Source organism: Stenotrophomonas sp. YJH_SMC_69, assembly GCF_059370495.1.
The window spans coordinates 376,682-394,062 of the sequence record NZ_JCAFTS010000001.1 but is presented as its reverse complement, the minus strand read 5'-3'; the positions used below and the strand labels follow the sequence as shown (position 1 = coordinate 394,062).

Genomic DNA, 17,381 nt, shown 5'->3' with positions numbered 1-17,381 from the left:
GCATCCACGCATGACGTGGATGCCCGTATCAACGCTGCGGCCAGTGCCATGCAGGTGCATCCAGCAGGCCCTGCCCGCTCAACAGCGTGCGGCCCTGTTCCTTGTACAGATGCAGCGAATGGCACCCTGGCGCCTGTTCCAGCGCCGCGATCAGCCGGCTGGCGTGCGACACCACCCATACCTGGCTGCGCGCACTGGCTGCGATGATCAGCCGCGCCAGCGCCGGCAGCAGGTCCGGATGCAGGCTGGTCTCCGGCTCGTTGAGCACCAGCAGCGGCGGTGGACGCGGCGTGTGCAGCGCAGCGGCCAGCAGCAGGAAGCGCAGCGTGCCGTCGGACAGTTCGGCCATCGACAAGGGCCGCAGCAGCCCAGGCTGGTGGAAACGCAGCGCCAAGCGTCCATCCAGCTCCTCGAAGCCGACCGTGGCGCCCGGGAACGCATCGTCGACGCTGCGTGCCAACGCCACCGGGTCACCGATCTCGAGGATGGTGACCCAGGCCGCCGCCAGATCCCGGCCGTCGTGATGCAGCACCGGCGTGCGCGTGGCCATCGCCGGTTGCCGCGCCGGGGCATCGGCATCACTGCGGAAATGATCGTAGAAGCGCCAACGCCGGATGTACTCGCGCAGGGCGATGGTTTCCGGCAGGCGCTGCGGATCGCCGACCTGGGTGAACAGGCTGTCGAACAGCGACAACCGGTCATCCACGAGATCCCAGCCGCGCGCATGGCGTTGCCGCACCATCGCTCCACGACGGTCGACCAGCAGGTTGGCGCTGCGCAGGAACGGGCCGGCCCAGATCGCCTCGGCCTTGATCTGCGGGTCCAGTGCGAAGGCCGATCGACTGGGCGGCGGGTAGCCCAGATCGATGGCGTAGCCGAATTCGTCAGTGGCGAAGCCCAGCTTCAATCCCACCGATTCCTGGCGTGGGCCGCCCTGCAGGGGGATTTCGCCGGCAGCAACCCGACGGTCCATCTTTTCCGGACCCGCCCACAGCGCCGAGCCCAGCCCGCCTTCGCGGGCCAGCACCGCCGCGACGCCGCCCTGCGCGGTCTCGGCCAGCAGGCGCAGGGCACGGTACAGGCTGGACTTGCCACTGCCGTTGTCACCGGTCACCACGTTCAACTGCTGCAACGGCAGTACGAGCCCGTGCAGCGAGCGATAGTGGGCGATGGCCAGGGTCTGCAGCATGGTCGGCGTCCGTGGGAACAGGAGCGGCATTTTCGCCGGGCGCAATCGCACAGGCCGCGACACGGCGTGATCCAATCGGCAAAAGCATCCACGCATGGCGTGGATCTACTGCATGCAGGGCTTCAGCCCGCCCGTTCCACCCGGTTGCGGCCATTGCCCTTGGCCCGGTACAGCGCCTTGTCGGCACGTGCCAGCGTGTCATCCACGCTTTCACCGGGCTGGTGCTGGGCCACACCAATACTGATCGTGACCGGGAATCCAAGCGGCAGATCAGCCACGGCCAGGCGCAGGAACTCGCACTGCAGTTCGGCGGTGCGCAGGTCGGTAGCCGGCATCACCGCCACGAATTCCTCGCCGCCATAGCGCGCGGCCATGCCGCGACCGGCGAAATGCGAACGCAGCAGCACGCCCAGTTCGGCCAGCACGCGGTCACCGGTGGCGTGGCCCTGGAAATCATTGATGTGCTTGAAATGGTCGATGTCCAGCAGCGCGACGCAGGCCCCCCCGGGCTGGTCTCCGTTCACCGCCACCGCCTCTTCCAGCGCTGCCGCCATCGCACGGCGGTTCGGCAGGCCGGTCAACGCGTCGGTGCGGCTCTGTTCGGCCAGGTCGGCATTCTGCGCGAGCAGTACGTCCTGGTACTCAGACAGCAGTCGCTCGTAGTCATCGCGCTCCAGCATGTGTTTCTGGATGTCGAGCGCGAAGCGGCGCAGTTCCATCACCAGCATCACCTGCCGCGACAGCGCCGCCAGCGCTTCAGCCTTGTCGCTGGCCAGGTGCTGTGGCTGCGCATCGAATACGCACAGCGTGCCCAGCGGCAGGCCATCGGAGCTGATCAGCGGCGCGCCCGCATAGAAGCGGATGTGCGGATCGCCCACCACCACCGGATTGTCGTGGAAGCGGATGTCCTGCAGCGCGTCCTCGATTACCATGACCTGCTGCGGTTGCAGGATCGCGTGGCCGCACATCGATTCGCTGCGCAGGTTTTCTGCCGCATCGATGCCCTGGATCGACTTGAACCATTGCCGCTCGACGTCGATCAGGGTCACCGCCGCCATCGAGGTGCCGCAGACCGCCTTGGCGATCACCACCAGGTCGTCGAAGGATTTTTCACGCTCCGAATCGAGGATACGGTAGCGGTACAGCGCCTCAAGCCGAAGGGCTTCATTGGCAGGCTTGTCGGGCTTGATCATGCAGCGTCACGTTCCGGCAGGTCACCGCGAAGTCTAGCTGATGTAGAGCCGAGCCCATGCTCGGCTGCACCCGGACAAAAGAGCAGCCGAGCATGGGCTCGGCTCTACAGAAGCCGTTTACCAGTCCAGCTGCCTCGGCAGCAGGCCCTGCAGCTCCTGATCGGTCAGGTTGCGCCACTGGCCCGGCTTCAGCGCACCGATCTTGATGTTGTCGATGCGCACGCGACGCAACTGGGTCACCCGATAGCCGAACTCGGCCGCCATCAGGCGGATCTGTCGGTTCAGGCCCTGCTGCAGGGTGATGCGGAAACCGAACTTGGCGATGCGCGAGGTCTTGCACGGCAGCGTCATCTGGTCGTGGATGCGGACGCCACGGGCCATGCCACGCAGGAACTCGTCGGTGACCGGCTTGTTCACCGCCACCAGGTACTCCTTCTGGTGGCCGTTCTCGGCGCGCAGGATCTGGTTGACGATGTCGCCGTTGCTGGTCATCAGGATCAGGCCTTCGGACTCCTTGTCCAGGCGGCCGATCGGGAAGATGCGCTGTTCATGGCCGACGAAGTCGACGATGTTGCCCTTGACCGAGGTCTCGGTCGTGCAGGTGACGCCGACCGGCTTGTTCAGCGCGATGTAGACATGGCGGCGGGCACCGGGCTTGCGGGCCACGCGCGCGCGCAGCGGCTGGCCGTCGACCAGCACCTGGTCTTCCTCGCCCACCACCGCGCCGGTGCCGGCCGGATGGCCGTTGACGGTGACCCGGCGGGCGGCGATCAGGCGATCGGCCTCGCGGCGGGAGCAGAAGCCGGTGTCGGCGATATGTTTGTTGAGTCGGGTGGTCATCGCCCTATTATCGGGCATCCCCGCCCGCTGCGCTTCATGCCGGGGCCGGCGGATCGAGTTCTTCGCCGTCGAATACCCGGTTGCGGCCGGCACGCTTGGCCACGTACATGGCATGGTCGGCCCGGCGCAGCAGCGCGGCGAGATCGTCCTCGCCCGGCCGCCACTGCGCCAGGCCGATGCTGGCGGTGACCTCCAGGCCGGGCACCTGCAGCGCCCGGGCCGCCTCGGTGAGGTGCTGGCGCAGGCGATCCAGGCGCGCCGATGCCGCCTCGCGCGGCATGCCCGGCATCAGCAGCAGGAACTCTTCGCCGCCCATCCGCACCACCTGGTCCTGGCTGCGGACCGCGGCACGCAATGCACGTGCCACCGCCACCAGTACCTGGTCACCCACGGCGTGGCCATGGCGGTCATTGATGTCCTTGAACAGGTCGATATCGAGGAAACCGATCACCAGCGGGCCGCGCTCGCGATCAACCCGTTCCAGATGCCGTGCCAGCTGCTGCAGCCCGGCACGGCGGTTGGGCAGACCGGTCAGGCCATCGGTCTCGGCCAGCTGGCGAAGTTCATCGCGCTGCTGGCGCAGGCGGCCCAGCCGCTGGTTCAGCGCATAGGCAGCCATCATCAGCAGCCAGGTCACCGACAGTTGCAGTGCCTCCACGCGGTACTCCAGCAACCACGCAGCGCGGCAGGCGTCGGCCAGGATCAACACCAGCATCGGTGCCAGCGCCGCCAACCCCGCCTGCGCCCAGCGGTCGCCGCGCAGCCATGCCCACACCCCGGCCATCAATGCCAGGCCGCAGCCCAGCAGGTAGGACACCTGCAGGCCCTGCGCCACCCAGGCCAGGCTGTCCCGCTGCAGCCAGGGCACCCACGCGGCCAGCGCCAGCAATCCCCACAGCGCCAGCAGCTGCACCGGGCGCGATCGCGGCAGCAGGCGGTCGCCGCCGTTCAGTCGCCACAACGCGGGCAGCACCAGCGCCTGGGATGCAGCGGTCAACGACAGCAGCCACCACGCGCTGCGCTCACCCACCGGCAGCCATGGCTCGGGGTAGCCGCTCAGCCCGCCGAGAATGGCCTGCCACAGCACCAGCACGGCGGTACCGGCGATGTAGACCAGGAAACTGCGGTCGCGGGTGGTAAGGAAGGCCATCAGGGCCGACAACGCCAGTGCGATTGCCACGGCGATGCAGGCCGCGCGCACCAGCAGGCGGGCGGTATCGTTCTGCTGCACGGGACTGGGCGCGCCCAGCCGCAGGGTCGGTACCCAGCGCGCCTTCAGCGGCGTCTGCCATGACACCAGGAACGGTTCATGGCTGCCCGCCGGCGGCACCGCGACCAGGCCGATGCCTGCGCGGAACCGGGAATCACGGGTACGGGCATCGTGCATGTTGCCGCAGATTTCGCGATCCCCATGCTGCACGCGGACTTCGCCCGCGAACACATTGAACACGTCCAGTGCCTGCGGCTGGCCCGACCAGCCGCCCGCTGGCGCGGACACCTGCACCTGTTGCCGTGGCCCCGCCAGCATCTCCGGCGTGCATGCGCGATGCGGGGTGGGTTCATCGGTCGCCGCACCGACCAGCAGGTAGTCACGCCCGGCTTCGGCTACGGCCGCCGACAGCGGCCACGGCATTGCCAACCACACCAGCAGCACGACCAGCACCGCTCCCGTTCCGTACTGCCCCTGCCTGCCGCCCACGCCACGTCCTGTTCCTGCTTACGCCCGCGCCCACTGCGCGTCGCCCCTGCCGGGCATTATCGCAGCCGCGGCTGCAGCCCACGTGTAGACCAAAGTCGCCGACGGGCGTTCAGCCAGCGGCGGGCGGACCTTTCACCGCCACCAGGCGCACCGGCCGCAGGTCGGCCAGGGTCATCCGCTCCAGCGGTTGCGGCCGCTCGACCGCATAACCCTGCAGGCCCTGCACCCCAAGCCGGGTCAGCGCGGCGGCGACGTCGGCAGTCTCCACCCATTCGGCCACCACCTCCATCTGCAGCTCGCGCCCCAGTTCACTGATCGCGCGCACGGTGGCATGGCTGACCGGATCGGTATCCATGTCGCGCACGAAGGCCCCGTCGATTTTCAGGATGTCGGCCGGCAGCTGGCGCAGGTAGCCGAACGAGGACAGCCCGGAACCGAAATCGTCCAACGCCATCCGGCAGCCACGCGCCTTCACTGCATCGATGAAGGCACGCGCCTGGCTGAGGTTGCTGATCGCAGCGGTCTCGGTGATCTCGAAGCACAGCTTGGAGGCCAGCGCGCGGTTGCGCTCCAGCAGGTCGCAGACGAAGGCGAGGAAGCCGGGCTCGGCGATCGACTGCGCCGAAACGTTGACGTTGCACAGGCCCAGCTGCCGCACGTGTGCCGGGCACACCTGCAGGTGCCGGAACAGCAGGCCAAGCACGTGCCGGTCCAGCGCCACGGCCATGCCATAGCGCTCCACCGCCGGCATGAACTGGCCCGGCAGGTGCAGGCTGCCATCGCTGCCACGCATGCGCACCAGTACCTCGTAGTGCAGGTAGGAGGGATCGCCGACGCGGGCGATGCGCTGCGCATACAACACCATGCGGTTTTCGGCCATGGCCAGGCTGACGCCCTGCAGCCGCTCGGCTTCCTGGCGCCGTTCCTCCAGCGCCATGCGGTTCTCGTTGAAGCAGTGCACGCGGTTGCGGCCGGCCTGCTTGGCCGCATAGCACGCGCTGTCGGCGGCGCTCATCAGCCAGTTCACATCCGGCGCATCGGCGCTGACCTCGACCACGCCGATGCTGCAGCTCAGCTGCGGGCTGCCTTCGCTGACCGGGAACGTCGCCTGCCCCAGGTTGCGGATTACCCGCTGCAGCACGCGCTTGGCCTCGTCCTGCCCGGCATGGGCCAGGAACACGGCGAACTCGTCCGCGCCCAGCCGGCCCACCCAGTCGCCATCGCGCACCGCCGCCACCAGGTAGTCGGCGAAGCTGCGCAGCATCTGGTCGCCGGCGGCGTGACCGAAGCTGTCGTTGACCAGCTTGAAATGGTCCAGGTTGATGTAGCACAGCGCGTGCGTGCCACCTTCGCTGCGCACCTGCAGCAGCGCGCGTTCCAGCAGCCGTTCGATCTCGCGGCGATTGATCAGGCCGGTCAGCGGGTCGTGGCTGGCGTGGTGCTCGATCTCGCGCGCCAGTGCATGGTTCTGGCTGACGTCTTCGATGATGGCGAACACCGACAGGCCACCGCCGGTGCTGCGCACGCCGGTGCCGCTCCAGCGGCCCCAGACAAGGCTGCCATCGCGACGGCGGAAGCGCAGTTCGCTCGGGCGCAGCTGGCGGTCCCAATCGATGCGGCCCACCCCATCGATGACCAGCTCGCCGTCCATCAGCAGGTCGCCCAGCGACAGCTGCAGCAGCATGTCACGACGATGGTCGAGGATATCGGCCATCGCCTGGTTGGCCTCGATCACCTTGCCTTCGGCATCGAGCTTGAGCATGCCGACGTTGGCCTGGTAGAACGCCGCGCGGAAACGGCTCTCGTGTTCGGTCAGGTCCTTGCCGACGCGGCGCGCCAGGGCGACCGCCATCAGGCTGATCGCCAGCACCGACAGGCCCGCCACCATCAACGTGGCCAGCCTCACCAGCGTCGCCATCCGCAGCAGTGCCTGCGAGAACGCCTGGCTCTGCACCTTCATCCGCTGGTCCAGGTCACGCAGCTGCTGCAGGTAGCGGTCGCGTGTGGCAACGGGCACCAGGTTGCCGTCGTGCCGCAGCTGCAGTTCATCGATCAGTCGCTGCAGCGCCATCAGGTCGCCATCGGTCTGCCGCCACAACGCGCTCGCTTCGCGGAATGCACCGATGTCGCGCGCGTAGCGGAACGAGAACACCAGGCGTGGGATGTCGGCACGCGCATTGCCGCCCTGCAGGAAGCCCTGCCTGGCCTTCTCCTCGTCCGGTTCGGCCTGTTCCAGCGCCAGTCGCGCCTGCAGATCGCCCAACGGCACCTGCAGGGCCTGGCGTGCGTCGTCCAGGTCCTCGGCATCGCCACGCGCCAGGTAGCGACTGAGTGCGGCAGTGGCATCCTGCTGGCCACGCGACCAGTAGCCCTGGCCGGCGATCCAGGCAGTAGAGGCCGCCTGCAGTTCCTGGATCAGGGCGGACAGTGCGACCAGTCCGATCGCCATGCCGGTCAACAGCGCAAATCGCAGTCCCAGCCCCCGGGTCATCGGCACCCGCCGGCTGTGTTGGTCCGTGCCACTCCTACCCATCCCGGATCCCCCTGAATGTGCTGCGGTGACAACCTCCTTAGGAACCGGCTCAGCCTAGGACCGGCAATGTGTGGGCCATGCGAAAAAGGGGACGGAGGGGATTAAGTCGTTCTTGGCACAGGCGCATGACCAGCCAGATACGACTTAATCCCCTCCGTCCCCTTTTTCTGTCCGCCAGCCCGGGGGCTGGCGGTGGTGTGGACGGCTGCGGGTGCGGCTTAGAAGCTGCGCGGGCCGCGCGGCTTGAAGCCGTCACGACGCGGCGGGCGACTGTCGCGGTCACCGCCGCGGTCGCCACCCTGGCCGCCCGGGCCGCCACGACGCGGGCCACCCGGACCGCCCGGGCCACGCTTGTCGAAGCGCGGCTTGAACGGGCGCGGGGCCGGGTTGGTGTCTTCACCCGGAGCCAGCGCACGCATCTGCAGCTGCTGGCCGGACACCCAGACCTTCTGCAGGTGCGACAGCACGTCCGGCGGCATCTGTGCCGGCAGGTCCAGCAGCGAGAAGTCGTCGTGGATGTCGATGCGGCCGATGAAGCGGCTTTCCAGGCCGGCTTCGTTGGCAATGGCGCCGACGATGTTGGCCGGCTTCACGCCATGCTGGTGACCGACCGAAATACGGTAGGTCTCCATGCCCTGCTCCGGTGCACCACGCGGCGGAACCTCACGGCGCGGACGCTGTTCAAAACCACCTTCGGCGTCGTCACGGCGCGGGCCACGCTCGAAGCGCGGACCCCGTTCGTTGCGGTCGAAGCGATCACCACGTTCCGGGCGGTCACCACGGTCGAAGCGCTCGCGCGGTGCGCGCTCTTCGCGCGGGGCACGCACCGGCGGCTGCAGCAGGAACGGGGTATCGCCCTGCAGCAGCTTGGCCAGCGCGGCAGCGATCTCGATGGCCGGCACGTTCTGCTCGTTCTCGAAGCGCTCCAGCAGCTGGCGGTAGAAGTCCAGGCCACCGGCGCCGAGGGTTTCGCTGATGCGCGAGGTGAACTTGTTGATGCGGGTGTCGTTGACCGCTTCCACGCTCGGCAGCTGCATCTCTTCGATCGGCTGGCGGGTGGCGCGCTCGATCTGGCGCAGCATGCCCTTCTCGCGCGGGGTGGCGAACAGGATCGCCTCGCCGCTGCGGCCGGCACGACCGGTACGGCCGATGCGGTGCACGTAGCTTTCGGTGTCGTACGGGATGTCGTAGTTCAGCACGTGGCTGATGCGCTCCACGTCCAGGCCGCGCGCGGCCACGTCGGTGGCGACCAGGATGTCCAGCTTGCCTTCCTTCAGCATGGCGATGGTCCGCTCACGCTGGGCCTGCTGCATGTCACCGTTGATGGCGGCAGCGGCCAGGCCACGCGCCTGCAGCTTGCTGGCCAGTTCTTCGGTGCCGGCCTTGGTCCGCGCGAAGATGATCATCGCGTCGAACGGCTCGACTTCCAGAATGCGGGTCAGCGCGTCCAGCTTGTGCATGCCGCTCACCCACCAGTAACGCTGGCGGATGTTGGCCGAAGTAGTGGTCTTGGCCGCGATGGTCACTTCCACCGGGTCCTGCAGGTAGGTCTGCGCGATGCGGCGGATCTGCGGCGGCATGGTGGCCGAGAACAGGGCCACCTGGCGCTGCTCCGGCAGCTTCTTCAGCACCGCTTCGACGTCGTCGATGAAGCCCATGCGCAGCATTTCATCGGCTTCGTCCAGCACCAGCGTCTTCAGCTCGGACAGGTCCAGGGTGCTGCGGTCCAGGTGATCGATCACGCGGCCGGGGGTACCGACCACGATATGCACGCCGCGGCGCAGGGCCGACAACTGCTGGCCGTAGGGCTGGCCGCCGTACACCGGCAGCACGCGGAAGCCGGGGATCTTCGACGAATAGGACTGGAACGCCTCGGCAACCTGGATGGCCAGCTCGCGGGTCGGCGCCAGGATCAGGGCCTGGGGCTTGATCTGCTGCAGGTCGATGTTGGACAGTACCGGCAGTGCAAAGGCAGCGGTCTTGCCGGTACCGGTCTGGGCCTGGCCCAGCACGTCGCGGCCTTCCAGCATCGCCGGGATGGTGGCGGCCTGGATCGGCGACGGGGTTTCGTAGCCGATGGCGGTGACGGCCTGCATCACGGGCTCGGACAGGCCGAGCTGCGCAAACTGCAGCGGCGCTTGGGAATCTTGGGACATGGGGAACTCCGAAGGCACTGCCGTCTTCCTGGCAGTGCGATAAAAAAGGTGATGGTCCGCGCTTTGGGCGCCCTTCTTATCGCGTGCCCTGGCGCTGCTCGGTCGGAGGAGATTTCACTCGCTCAGAGCGGAATGATACCGCATTGATGCTGAACGAGGCATACAGCTTTCCTCACACGTGCCGTCGGGCCCGTGCTGGCGCACAATACGCGCCCTCTTCCCGGCCCGGCCGCTGGCCTGCGCCCTCTTCTCCAGGAACCCCGCTCCATGCAGATTCTCGAATTCGACCTCGACGGTGACTACGTCGAACTCAAGCAGCTGCTCAAGCTGGCCGATCTGGTCACCAGTGGCGGCGAGGCCAAGATGGTCATCAGCGAGGGCCAGGTACGGGTGGACGGGGAAGTGGAACTGCGCAAGGCCTGCAAGATCCGCGCAGGCCAGGTGGTCGAATTCGCCGACAGCCAGATCCGGGTGCTGGCTGCAGGCTGATCTGAAGCTGTTCAGGCCACGCGCTGGGTCAGGTGCGAGGCAATCAGCTGCCTGAACGGTGCCACGCCCTGCGCCAGGCGCAGGCCGGCCGCACGCAGCAGGCGCGCCGGGCGACGGTCGTCGGTGTACAGGCTGGCGATCGCATTGGTGGCCTCGTACAGCGGCCGCGACGCCAGCCGATGACCACGCTGGTAACTGGCCAGCATGCCGGCGGCGGCAATGTCGGCACCACGGCGCTGCTGCGCGATGATGCCCTGCGCCAACCGCTGTGCGCTGGCCAGGCCCAGGTTGAAGCCATGCGCGGTGACCGGATGCATGCCCACCGCGGCATCACCGATCAGCGCAGAACGCTCGCCGACGAAGCGATCCGCGTACACACCCACCAGCGGATACGCCTGCGGCGTGGCCACCGGCTGCATCCGGCCCAGGCGGTGTTCGAAGCAGGCACTGATGGCCTCACCGAAGGCTACCTCGTCCATCGCCAGCAGCGCCTCGATCTGCCGCGGCGGCAGCGTGATCACCGCCGATGCCTGGCCCTCGTTGAGCGGCAGCAGCGCCATCGTGCGGCCGTAGCCGAACCACTCCCAGGCGGTGTGGTGATGGTCGCGCTCGACCTGCATGCGGCACACCAGCATCGACTTGCCGAAGTCGCGCATCTGCGCACCGATGCCGAGCATGCGGCGGGTGGCGGAGAAGCGGCTGTCAGCGGCCACCAGCAGCCGCGCATGCAGTTGGCTGCCGTCATCGAGTTTGACCACGTGGCCCTGCGCATCGGCCTGCACGCCCAGCACCTTGCGCCCGTCGAACAGCTCCAGGCCGTCCTGGCCCTGCACGGCATCCCACGCGGCGCGACGGATCAGATGGTTGGGTACCAGCCAGCCCAGCGGCTGGCCGTCGACCTGGCTGCTGGCGAAGGTCAGCGCGAACGGCGAGCCGCCGTTCATCACCCTGGCATCGCGCAGATCAGCAATTTCAGCGTGCGGCAGGCGCTGCCACAGCCCCAGCTGCTCCATGCTCTGCCGCGAGGCATGGGTCAACGCGATCTCACGGCCATCAAAGGCGGCCTCGGCCAGCGCCTGGCGCGGCTGCACTTCGACCAGCCCGACCTGCAGCCCGCTGCCGGCCAGCGCGCGCGCGAAGCACAGACCTGCCGGTCCGGCGCCGACCACCACCACGTCCATCCTGCGCATGCGCGCCTCCTGCCGTTGATCCAGTCCGCGCCAGCATAGCGCCGCGCGCCTGAGCGGCCTTGATCTGGATCAGGCCGACTTACAGAAGTGCGAACACCAGCGCCAGGATCGACAACAGCGACACCAGCCACACCAGGCTGCGCACGTAGGGCACGCCCGCGGCATACAGCGGCAGATAGACCACGCGCGCCCAGAAGTAGGCCTGCGCGGCCAGCGCCGTGGTGTCGTTGCCGCGCCCGGCCACGACCACTGCGATGGCGGCGGCGGCGAAGAACGGGAAGGTCTCCAGGAAATTGGCCTGCGCGCGCTGCAGGCGGCCGGCCAGCGGGCTGAGCGGCTTTGCATCGCCATCGCGTGCCGAAGCATTCCACTTCATCCCGCGCTCGCGGGTGACCACCGTGGAGGTGGCGAAGATGTACACGAAGCCCAGCAGTACCGACCAGGCCAGCATCGTCAGTTCAGTTGCCATCATTCACCTCCTCAGGGTGCCGACGCGCGCAGGCTGTAACCGGCCAGGCGCCACACCTGGTCCTCGTCGAAACGGAACGAGACCAGCTCGCGCACCGGCTGTGCGCTGTTGGCGAAACGGGTCGGGAAGCTGACGTTGATGTACAGCCCTTCCGGCACTGCTGCACCGGCGCTGTACTTGACCCGGGTGAGGGTCGGCTGGCCACGCCCGGCCAGCGCACCCAGGCGCGTACGCTCGGCGGCCAACTGGCTGACGAAAGCGGCCTTCGGCACCGCACGACGCGCGACGGCCGAAGCGCCATCCCACAATTCGCCGGCGCGGTTGGCGTCGACCAGCTGCGCTGCCTTCACTGCGGCGGCGCCCATTTCCGCGTCCTGTTTCTGCACCTGCGCCTGTTGAGCAGCGGTCAACGCAGGGGAACCGGCGGTAGCGGGCTTCGCAGCTGCCGGCGAGGCTGGTGCCGGGCGTGCCGGGGCCGGTGCGGGCGTGGCCGGCGCAGGGGCCTGCGCCAACACGGTCAGGGGCAGCAGGGACAGCAGCAGGAGCACGCGCTTCATGGACACCGCCGGTTTTCTGGAGAGAACCGCAGTCTACGCCAGCGCGGTGACTACGCCGTCAGCGTGCCGGAGCGTTGCCCTCCACCGCTGCCGCATCAGCTTGCGCGGCGGGCGCGGCGGTGTTCGCTGGCGGCTGCTCGGCCACCGGCGGCGGCTCCGACGGTGCCGGTGGCAGCGTCGCCACATCGATCTCCGACAGCGGGCTTTCGTCCGGGCATACCGCATCCGGGAAACCGAAGCGCTGCTTCAGGGCCTGGCCGCAGCTGTTGATCGATTCCATGTCGGCGCCGTCGCGCTTGCACTGCTGGTCGAAGGCGATCAGGAACGCGTCCTTGCGCTGCACGAAGTCATCGCCGCAGGCGCGCATCTGCTTGATCCGTTCCAGATCGTCCTGCACCGCGTTGGTGCCATCCAGGCCGTACTGGCGCAGCTCATCCGGCGTCAGCAGGCGAAGGCTGCGGTTGGGCACGGTCATCATCAGATCGGCCACGCCCACCGCCACGCCATTGCGCTGCAGGTAATCCTTCACGTTGTCGTAGACCTCGTGCAGCTCGCGGTTGAGTTCCGCGCGCGAGGTGGCCTTGGAGCTGATCCGCATCATGCGATGGATGCCGACCTTGCCCGACAGCAGGCGGTTGTCACCGGCAGCCAGCACGAACACGCAGGCGCTGTGGCAGATGGAGCCTTCGCGCACCCAGATGGTCCAGCCCGATTCACCGATGCTGTCACCGGCCACGATCGCCGACTCCACCTGGCCACCACTGGAGTCCAGGTCGAGGATGCGCTTGTGGATCTTCAGTTCGTCAGCGACCACCGCCAACCGCCACATCATTTCGGCGAAGCCCGGATTGATCTTGCCGGCGTAACGCACGCGCATCAGCCCACGCTCGGCACACGGCGCCAGGGCCTGGGTGATCTGCTCGCGCTGCAGCCCTTCCAGTTCGGCACCGTCGCCGGCATCGCCCGCATATTCCGTGCTGCAACTGACCCACGCACGCCCATTTTCCAGCTGCGCCTGCGGCCACGGCCGACCCGCCTGGCTGCGCGGTGGTGCCGGTGCCGGTGGCGCGTCGGCGGCATTGATCGAAACCATGTTCTCGCCATCACTGGCCGGCGCCCGCGCTGCCTTGTCGGCAGCGGTCACGTTGCCCGGATTCTCCAGCTGACTGCAGCCCGCCAGGGCCAGGCACAACAGGGGCAACCAGCGGAATTTGGCGGACATCGGGCAACCGGGATTCATGGGACCAAGAGCCACAGTCTACCCGTCCAGGCCGCGCATTCAGCGCGTGGCACTGAACCCCTTCTGACCCTTGGGAAAGCGTGTCGACCAAGGTAGACACCTACCAACGGCCTCAGGAACCTGTCGAAGGCGTGGTGGGTCCGGTGGCAGGGGTGCGAGCGGCATGGATGCCGCGACCAAGTCCCCAGGGGTGAGGGCGCTTTGCTTGCGAAGCACTGCTTCGCAAGCGCCCGAACGCACAGCCGCCAGCGGCTGGGCCGGTCTGGGGGTTCACGGCGTCCCCTGCCACCGGACCCACCACGCCATCCCACAGGAATCCCGCTTCTGCTGTTGCTGTTGCCGGCCAGCGGCCGGCACTACCGCGGGTCCGGGCGCAGCCCGGCGTGACCCCCTTCAGCATCCATGTCCGAATGTGGCGAGTATCCCCGCCCGCACCCGCCTAGACTGCCGCCATGGACACCGCCCTCGCCCTCGACACCGCCGCCTGCGACCGCGCCCGCCTGGCCCGCGACGCACGTTTCGACGGCGTGTTCTTCACCGCCGTGCGCAGCACCGGCATCTATTGCCGCCCGGTCTGCCCCGCACCGCCCCCGAAGCCGCGCAACATCACCTACTACCCGACCGCCGCTGCCGCCGCCGCCGCCGGCTATCGCCCGTGCCTGCGCTGCCGCCCGGAGCTGGCACCACAGGCCCAGCAGGCACTGGCCGGGCAGACCGTACAGCGCGCCCTGGCCCTGATCCACGGCGGCTTCCTGCAGGAGCAGCCGGTGGCCGATCTTGCTACGAAGCTCGGCCTCAGCGCGCGCCAGCTGCAGCGCCTGTTCGTCGAACGCCTGGGCGCGACGCCCGGGCAGATCCACGCCACCCATCGCCTGCTGCTGGCCAAGCAACTGCTGACCGAGACCACGCTGGCGGTGACCGACGTCGCACTGGCCGCCGGATACAACAGCCTGCGCCGCTTCAATACCGCATTCCTGCAGGGCTGCGGCATGGCCCCCACCGCACTGCGCCGCCAGCATCAACCGCTGGCCGCCGACGATGGCGGCCTGGTGCTGCGCCTGGGCTACCGTCCACCGCTGGACTTCCCGCGCATGCTGGCGTTCCTGCGCAAGCGCAGCCTGCCCGGCATCGAACTGATTGGCGAGGACAGCTACCAGCGCGTGCTGGGCACGCCGGAGCGCCCCACCCTGCTGCGCGTCACTGCCGACCCGAAGCGCCCGGAGCTGCGCCTGCAGCTGGGTGCGGTGGATCCGCGCCTGATCCCGGACATCGTGCGCCGCGTGCGTCGCGTGTTTGATCTGGATGCCGACCTGCAGCAGGTGCACGCCGCATTGGGTGAGGAACCCTTGCTGGCGCGCGGCATCGCCGAGCGCCCGGGGCTGCGCGTGCCCGGCGGCTGGGATGGCTTCGAAGTGGGCGTGCGCGCCGTGCTCGGCCAGCAGGTTACTGTTGCCGCCGCCACTACCTTCGCGCGGCGGCTGGTCGATGCCTATGGCGCGCACCTGCCGGGCATGTCGTCCGACTTTGATCGCCAGTTCCCGGCACCCGAGGTATTGGCCGAGGCGCCTCTGGAATCAATCGGCCTGCCGCGCAGCCGCGCCGCGACCGTGCGTGCACTGGCCACCGCCTGCGCCAGCGGCCAGCTCGACTTCGGGCCCGGCCAGGCGCTGGAAGAGTTTGTTGCCCGCTGCGTGGCACTGCCCGGCATCGGCCCATGGACCGCGCAGTACATCGCTTTGCGTGGCCTCGGCCAGCCCGATGCCTTCCCGGCCGGCGATCTTGTACTGCAGCAGGTCCTCGGCCACGCGCAGGGCCAGCGCCTGAGCGAACGCGCAACCGAAGCGCGCTCGCAACCGTGGCGTCCCTGGCGCGCCTACGCCGTGCTGCACCTGTGGCACCTGTCCGGCACATTCGTTGGAGAACCGACATGACACTGTTGTTCGATCGTTTCGACAGCCCGATCGGCGTGTTGACCATCGCCGGCGACGAGCGTGGCCTGTCACACGTGCTGTTCCCGGAGAACCGCCACCCCGCGCGCGGGCGTGATGACTGGCATTACGCACCGGATGCCTTGCCGGAAGCACGCGAGCAGCTGCTGCAGTTCCTGCACGGCGAGCGCAACAGCTTCGACCTTGTGCTGGCGCCGCGTGGTACGCCGTTCCAGCTGCGCGTGTGGCAGGCGCTGGCGCTGATTCCGTTCGGCCAGACCTGGAGCTACCTGCAACTGGCGCAACACCTGGGACAGCCCAGCGCGACCCGCGCGGTGGGCGCGGCCAACGGGCGCAACCCGTTGCCGATCATCCTGCCCTGCCACCGCGTGATCGGCAGCAACGGTGCACTGACCGGTTTCGGCGGTGGCTTGGAAACCAAGGCCGCGCTGCTGCGGCTGGAACAACGCCAGGCCCCGCTGTTCGCCTGAACATCGGGGTCAGATCCCTTTTCCCGTGGAAAAGGGATCTGACCCCGGGCGATCCTGGCGCGCCGTGTCTTGGGCCGGTAATTGCACCGGCTTATCATGCACGGATGACTTCCGTACGCCTGACCTGTTCGCTGGCGCTGCTGCTGCCATTGGCTGCCTGCACCACTGCGCCTGCCCCTACCGCCTCCGTTCCCACGTCCGTCGCATCGGCCGCACCGCCGAAGCTGCTGCTGATCTCCATCGACGGCCTGCGCGCCGATGCGCTGGACCGCGGGCTGACCCCGAACCTGCAGCGGATGATCGACGGCGGCGTGCGCGCCCGCTGGATGACACCGTCCTATCCTTCCCTGACGTTTCCCAACCACTACACCATCGTCACCGGCCTGCGACCGGACCACCATGGCATCGTCAACAACAGCATGGACGATGAAGCGCTGGGCCGTTTCGAGCTGAGCAACCGCGAGGCCGTCACCACCAGTGCCTGGTGGGGCGGTGAACCGATCTGGGTCGGCGCCGAGAACGCCGGCGTGCGCACCGCCACGACGTCGTGGCCGGGCAGTGAATCGGAAATCCGTGGTGTGCGCCCCAGCCAGTGGCGCATCTACGACGGCAAGGAACCGCTGGAGCAGCGTGCCGGTATCGTGCTCGACTGGCTGGCACAGACCGACGCCGATGCCCCGCGACTGACCACGCTGTACATGGAGCACGTGGACAAGGCCGGGCACAACTACGGCCCCGGGTCGAAGCAGTACGCCGACGCCATCGCACGCGCCGACCTGATCGTCGGCCAGGTGCTCGACGGCCTGCAGCAGCGCGGCCTGGCCGCCACCACCAATGTGATCGTGGTGTCCGACCACGGCATGGCCAGCGTCGCCGACGGCCACGTGATCGCCACCGAATCGATGGCCGACCCGTCCATCGCGCGCAACGTCAGCCAGGGCCAGTCGGTGGGCTTCGCGCCAGTGGCCGGTCGTGAGGCTGAGGCCGAACGCGCCCTGCTCGGCCGCCATGCGCACTACGAGTGCTGGAAGAAGGAGAACCTGCCGGCGCGCTGGCACTACGGCACGCATCCGCGGGTTCCGGCCATCGTCTGTGCGATGGATGAAGGCTGGGATGCGCTGCACCGCGAGAAGATCGCCAAGCGCGCGAAGCAGGACCGTGGCTCGCACGGCTACGACAATGCCCTGCCGTCGATGCGTGCGGTGTTCGTGGCCAGCGGCCCGTCGTTCCGCCAGGGCCTGGTGATCGACGGCTTCGACAATGTCGACGTCTACCCGCTGCTGGCCCACCTGCTGCAGGTGCCGGCCGCGCCGAACGATGGCAATCCGGAAACGCTGAAGCAGACCTTGCGCTGAATTCCCTGTAGAGCGAGCCCATGCTCGGCTGCATTACGCCAGCCGAACATGG

The 17,381-nt window shown here is 68.3% G+C and carries 14 protein-coding genes; 4 read left to right on the top strand and 10 right to left on the bottom strand.

Going from position 1 to position 17,381, the window contains the following annotated elements; genetic code table 11:
* Nucleotides 1-28 precede the first annotated feature (28 nt).
* From AC5P8F_RS01860 to AC5P8F_RS01835, 6 genes are all read right to left on the bottom strand, one after another.
* Nucleotides 29-1,189, bottom strand: a complete 1,161-nt coding sequence (locus AC5P8F_RS01860; RefSeq protein ID WP_014646469.1) for an AAA family ATPase — start codon at nt 1,187-1,189, stop codon at nt 29-31.
* Between the two features lie 122 nt (nt 1,190-1,311).
* Nucleotides 1,312-2,382: a GGDEF domain-containing protein gene (locus AC5P8F_RS01855; RefSeq protein WP_329768023.1), complete on the bottom strand. Its 1,071-nt coding sequence runs from the start codon at nt 2,380-2,382 to the stop codon at nt 1,312-1,314.
* Nucleotides 2,383-2,499: 117 nt separating this feature from the next.
* Complete coding sequence (locus AC5P8F_RS01850; RefSeq protein ID WP_049441533.1) at nt 2,500-3,222, bottom strand: pseudouridine synthase; 723 nt, start codon at nt 3,220-3,222, stop codon at nt 2,500-2,502.
* A 34-nt stretch (nt 3,223-3,256) separates the two neighbouring features.
* On the bottom strand, nt 3,257-4,921 hold the full coding sequence (locus AC5P8F_RS01845) for a sensor domain-containing diguanylate cyclase (protein WP_049441532.1): 1,665 nt from the start codon (nt 4,919-4,921) through the stop codon (nt 3,257-3,259).
* A 109-nt stretch (nt 4,922-5,030) separates the two neighbouring features.
* Nucleotides 5,031-7,454 (bottom strand): putative bifunctional diguanylate cyclase/phosphodiesterase, encoded by a 2,424-nt coding sequence (locus AC5P8F_RS01840; RefSeq protein WP_049441529.1) that lies wholly within the window; start codon nt 7,452-7,454, stop codon nt 5,031-5,033.
* A 218-nt stretch (nt 7,455-7,672) separates the two neighbouring features.
* The gene (locus tag AC5P8F_RS01835; protein WP_262224931.1) at nt 7,673-9,610 is read right to left on the bottom strand and encodes a DEAD/DEAH box helicase; all 1,938 of its coding nucleotides are present in this window, start codon (nt 9,608-9,610) and stop codon (nt 7,673-7,675) included.
* A 267-nt stretch (nt 9,611-9,877) separates the two neighbouring features.
* Between AC5P8F_RS01835 and AC5P8F_RS01830 the strand changes: the two genes are divergently transcribed.
* Nucleotides 9,878-10,099: an RNA-binding S4 domain-containing protein gene (locus tag AC5P8F_RS01830; RefSeq protein ID WP_014036469.1), complete on the top strand. Its 222-nt coding sequence runs from the start codon at nt 9,878-9,880 to the stop codon at nt 10,097-10,099.
* Between the two features lie 11 nt (nt 10,100-10,110).
* Here AC5P8F_RS01830 and ubiM read toward each other — a convergent pair whose 3' ends face one another.
* The 4 genes from ubiM to AC5P8F_RS01810 form a co-directional block, all read right to left on the bottom strand.
* On the bottom strand, nt 10,111-11,289 hold the full coding sequence (gene ubiM / locus AC5P8F_RS01825) for a 5-demethoxyubiquinol-8 5-hydroxylase UbiM (protein WP_346601122.1): 1,179 nt from the start codon (nt 11,287-11,289) through the stop codon (nt 10,111-10,113).
* A 79-nt stretch (nt 11,290-11,368) separates the two neighbouring features.
* On the bottom strand, nt 11,369-11,758 hold the full coding sequence (locus AC5P8F_RS01820) for an MAPEG family protein (protein ID WP_046429692.1): 390 nt from the start codon (nt 11,756-11,758) through the stop codon (nt 11,369-11,371).
* A gap of 11 nt (nt 11,759-11,769) precedes the next feature.
* Entirely contained in the window at nt 11,770-12,315 is a 546-nt protein-coding gene (locus tag AC5P8F_RS01815; RefSeq protein WP_346601123.1) for a DUF4019 domain-containing protein, read from the bottom strand.
* Nucleotides 12,316-12,373: 58 nt separating this feature from the next.
* Entirely contained in the window at nt 12,374-13,537 is a 1,164-nt protein-coding gene (locus AC5P8F_RS01810; protein ID WP_041863185.1) for a COG3904 family protein, read from the bottom strand.
* A 470-nt stretch (nt 13,538-14,007) separates the two neighbouring features.
* On the opposite strand from AC5P8F_RS01810, the gene AC5P8F_RS01805 reads away from it, so the two are divergent.
* The 3 genes from AC5P8F_RS01805 to AC5P8F_RS01795 all read left to right on the top strand — a co-directional run bounded on the left by AC5P8F_RS01805 (nt 14,008) and on the right by AC5P8F_RS01795 (nt 17,329).
* The gene (locus tag AC5P8F_RS01805; RefSeq protein WP_014646458.1) at nt 14,008-15,486 is read left to right on the top strand and encodes a DNA-3-methyladenine glycosylase 2 family protein; all 1,479 of its coding nucleotides are present in this window, start codon (nt 14,008-14,010) and stop codon (nt 15,484-15,486) included.
* A complete protein-coding gene (locus AC5P8F_RS01800) occupies nt 15,483-15,974 on the top strand; it encodes a methylated-DNA--[protein]-cysteine S-methyltransferase (RefSeq protein ID WP_005408696.1) in 492 nt (163 codons plus the stop codon). The genes AC5P8F_RS01805 and AC5P8F_RS01800 overlap by 4 nt, the downstream gene beginning before the upstream one ends.
* Before the next feature lie 104 nt (nt 15,975-16,078).
* Nucleotides 16,079-17,329, top strand: a complete 1,251-nt coding sequence (locus AC5P8F_RS01795) for an alkaline phosphatase family protein (RefSeq protein WP_046429675.1) — start codon at nt 16,079-16,081, stop codon at nt 17,327-17,329.
* Nucleotides 17,330-17,381: the final 52 nt, after the last annotated feature.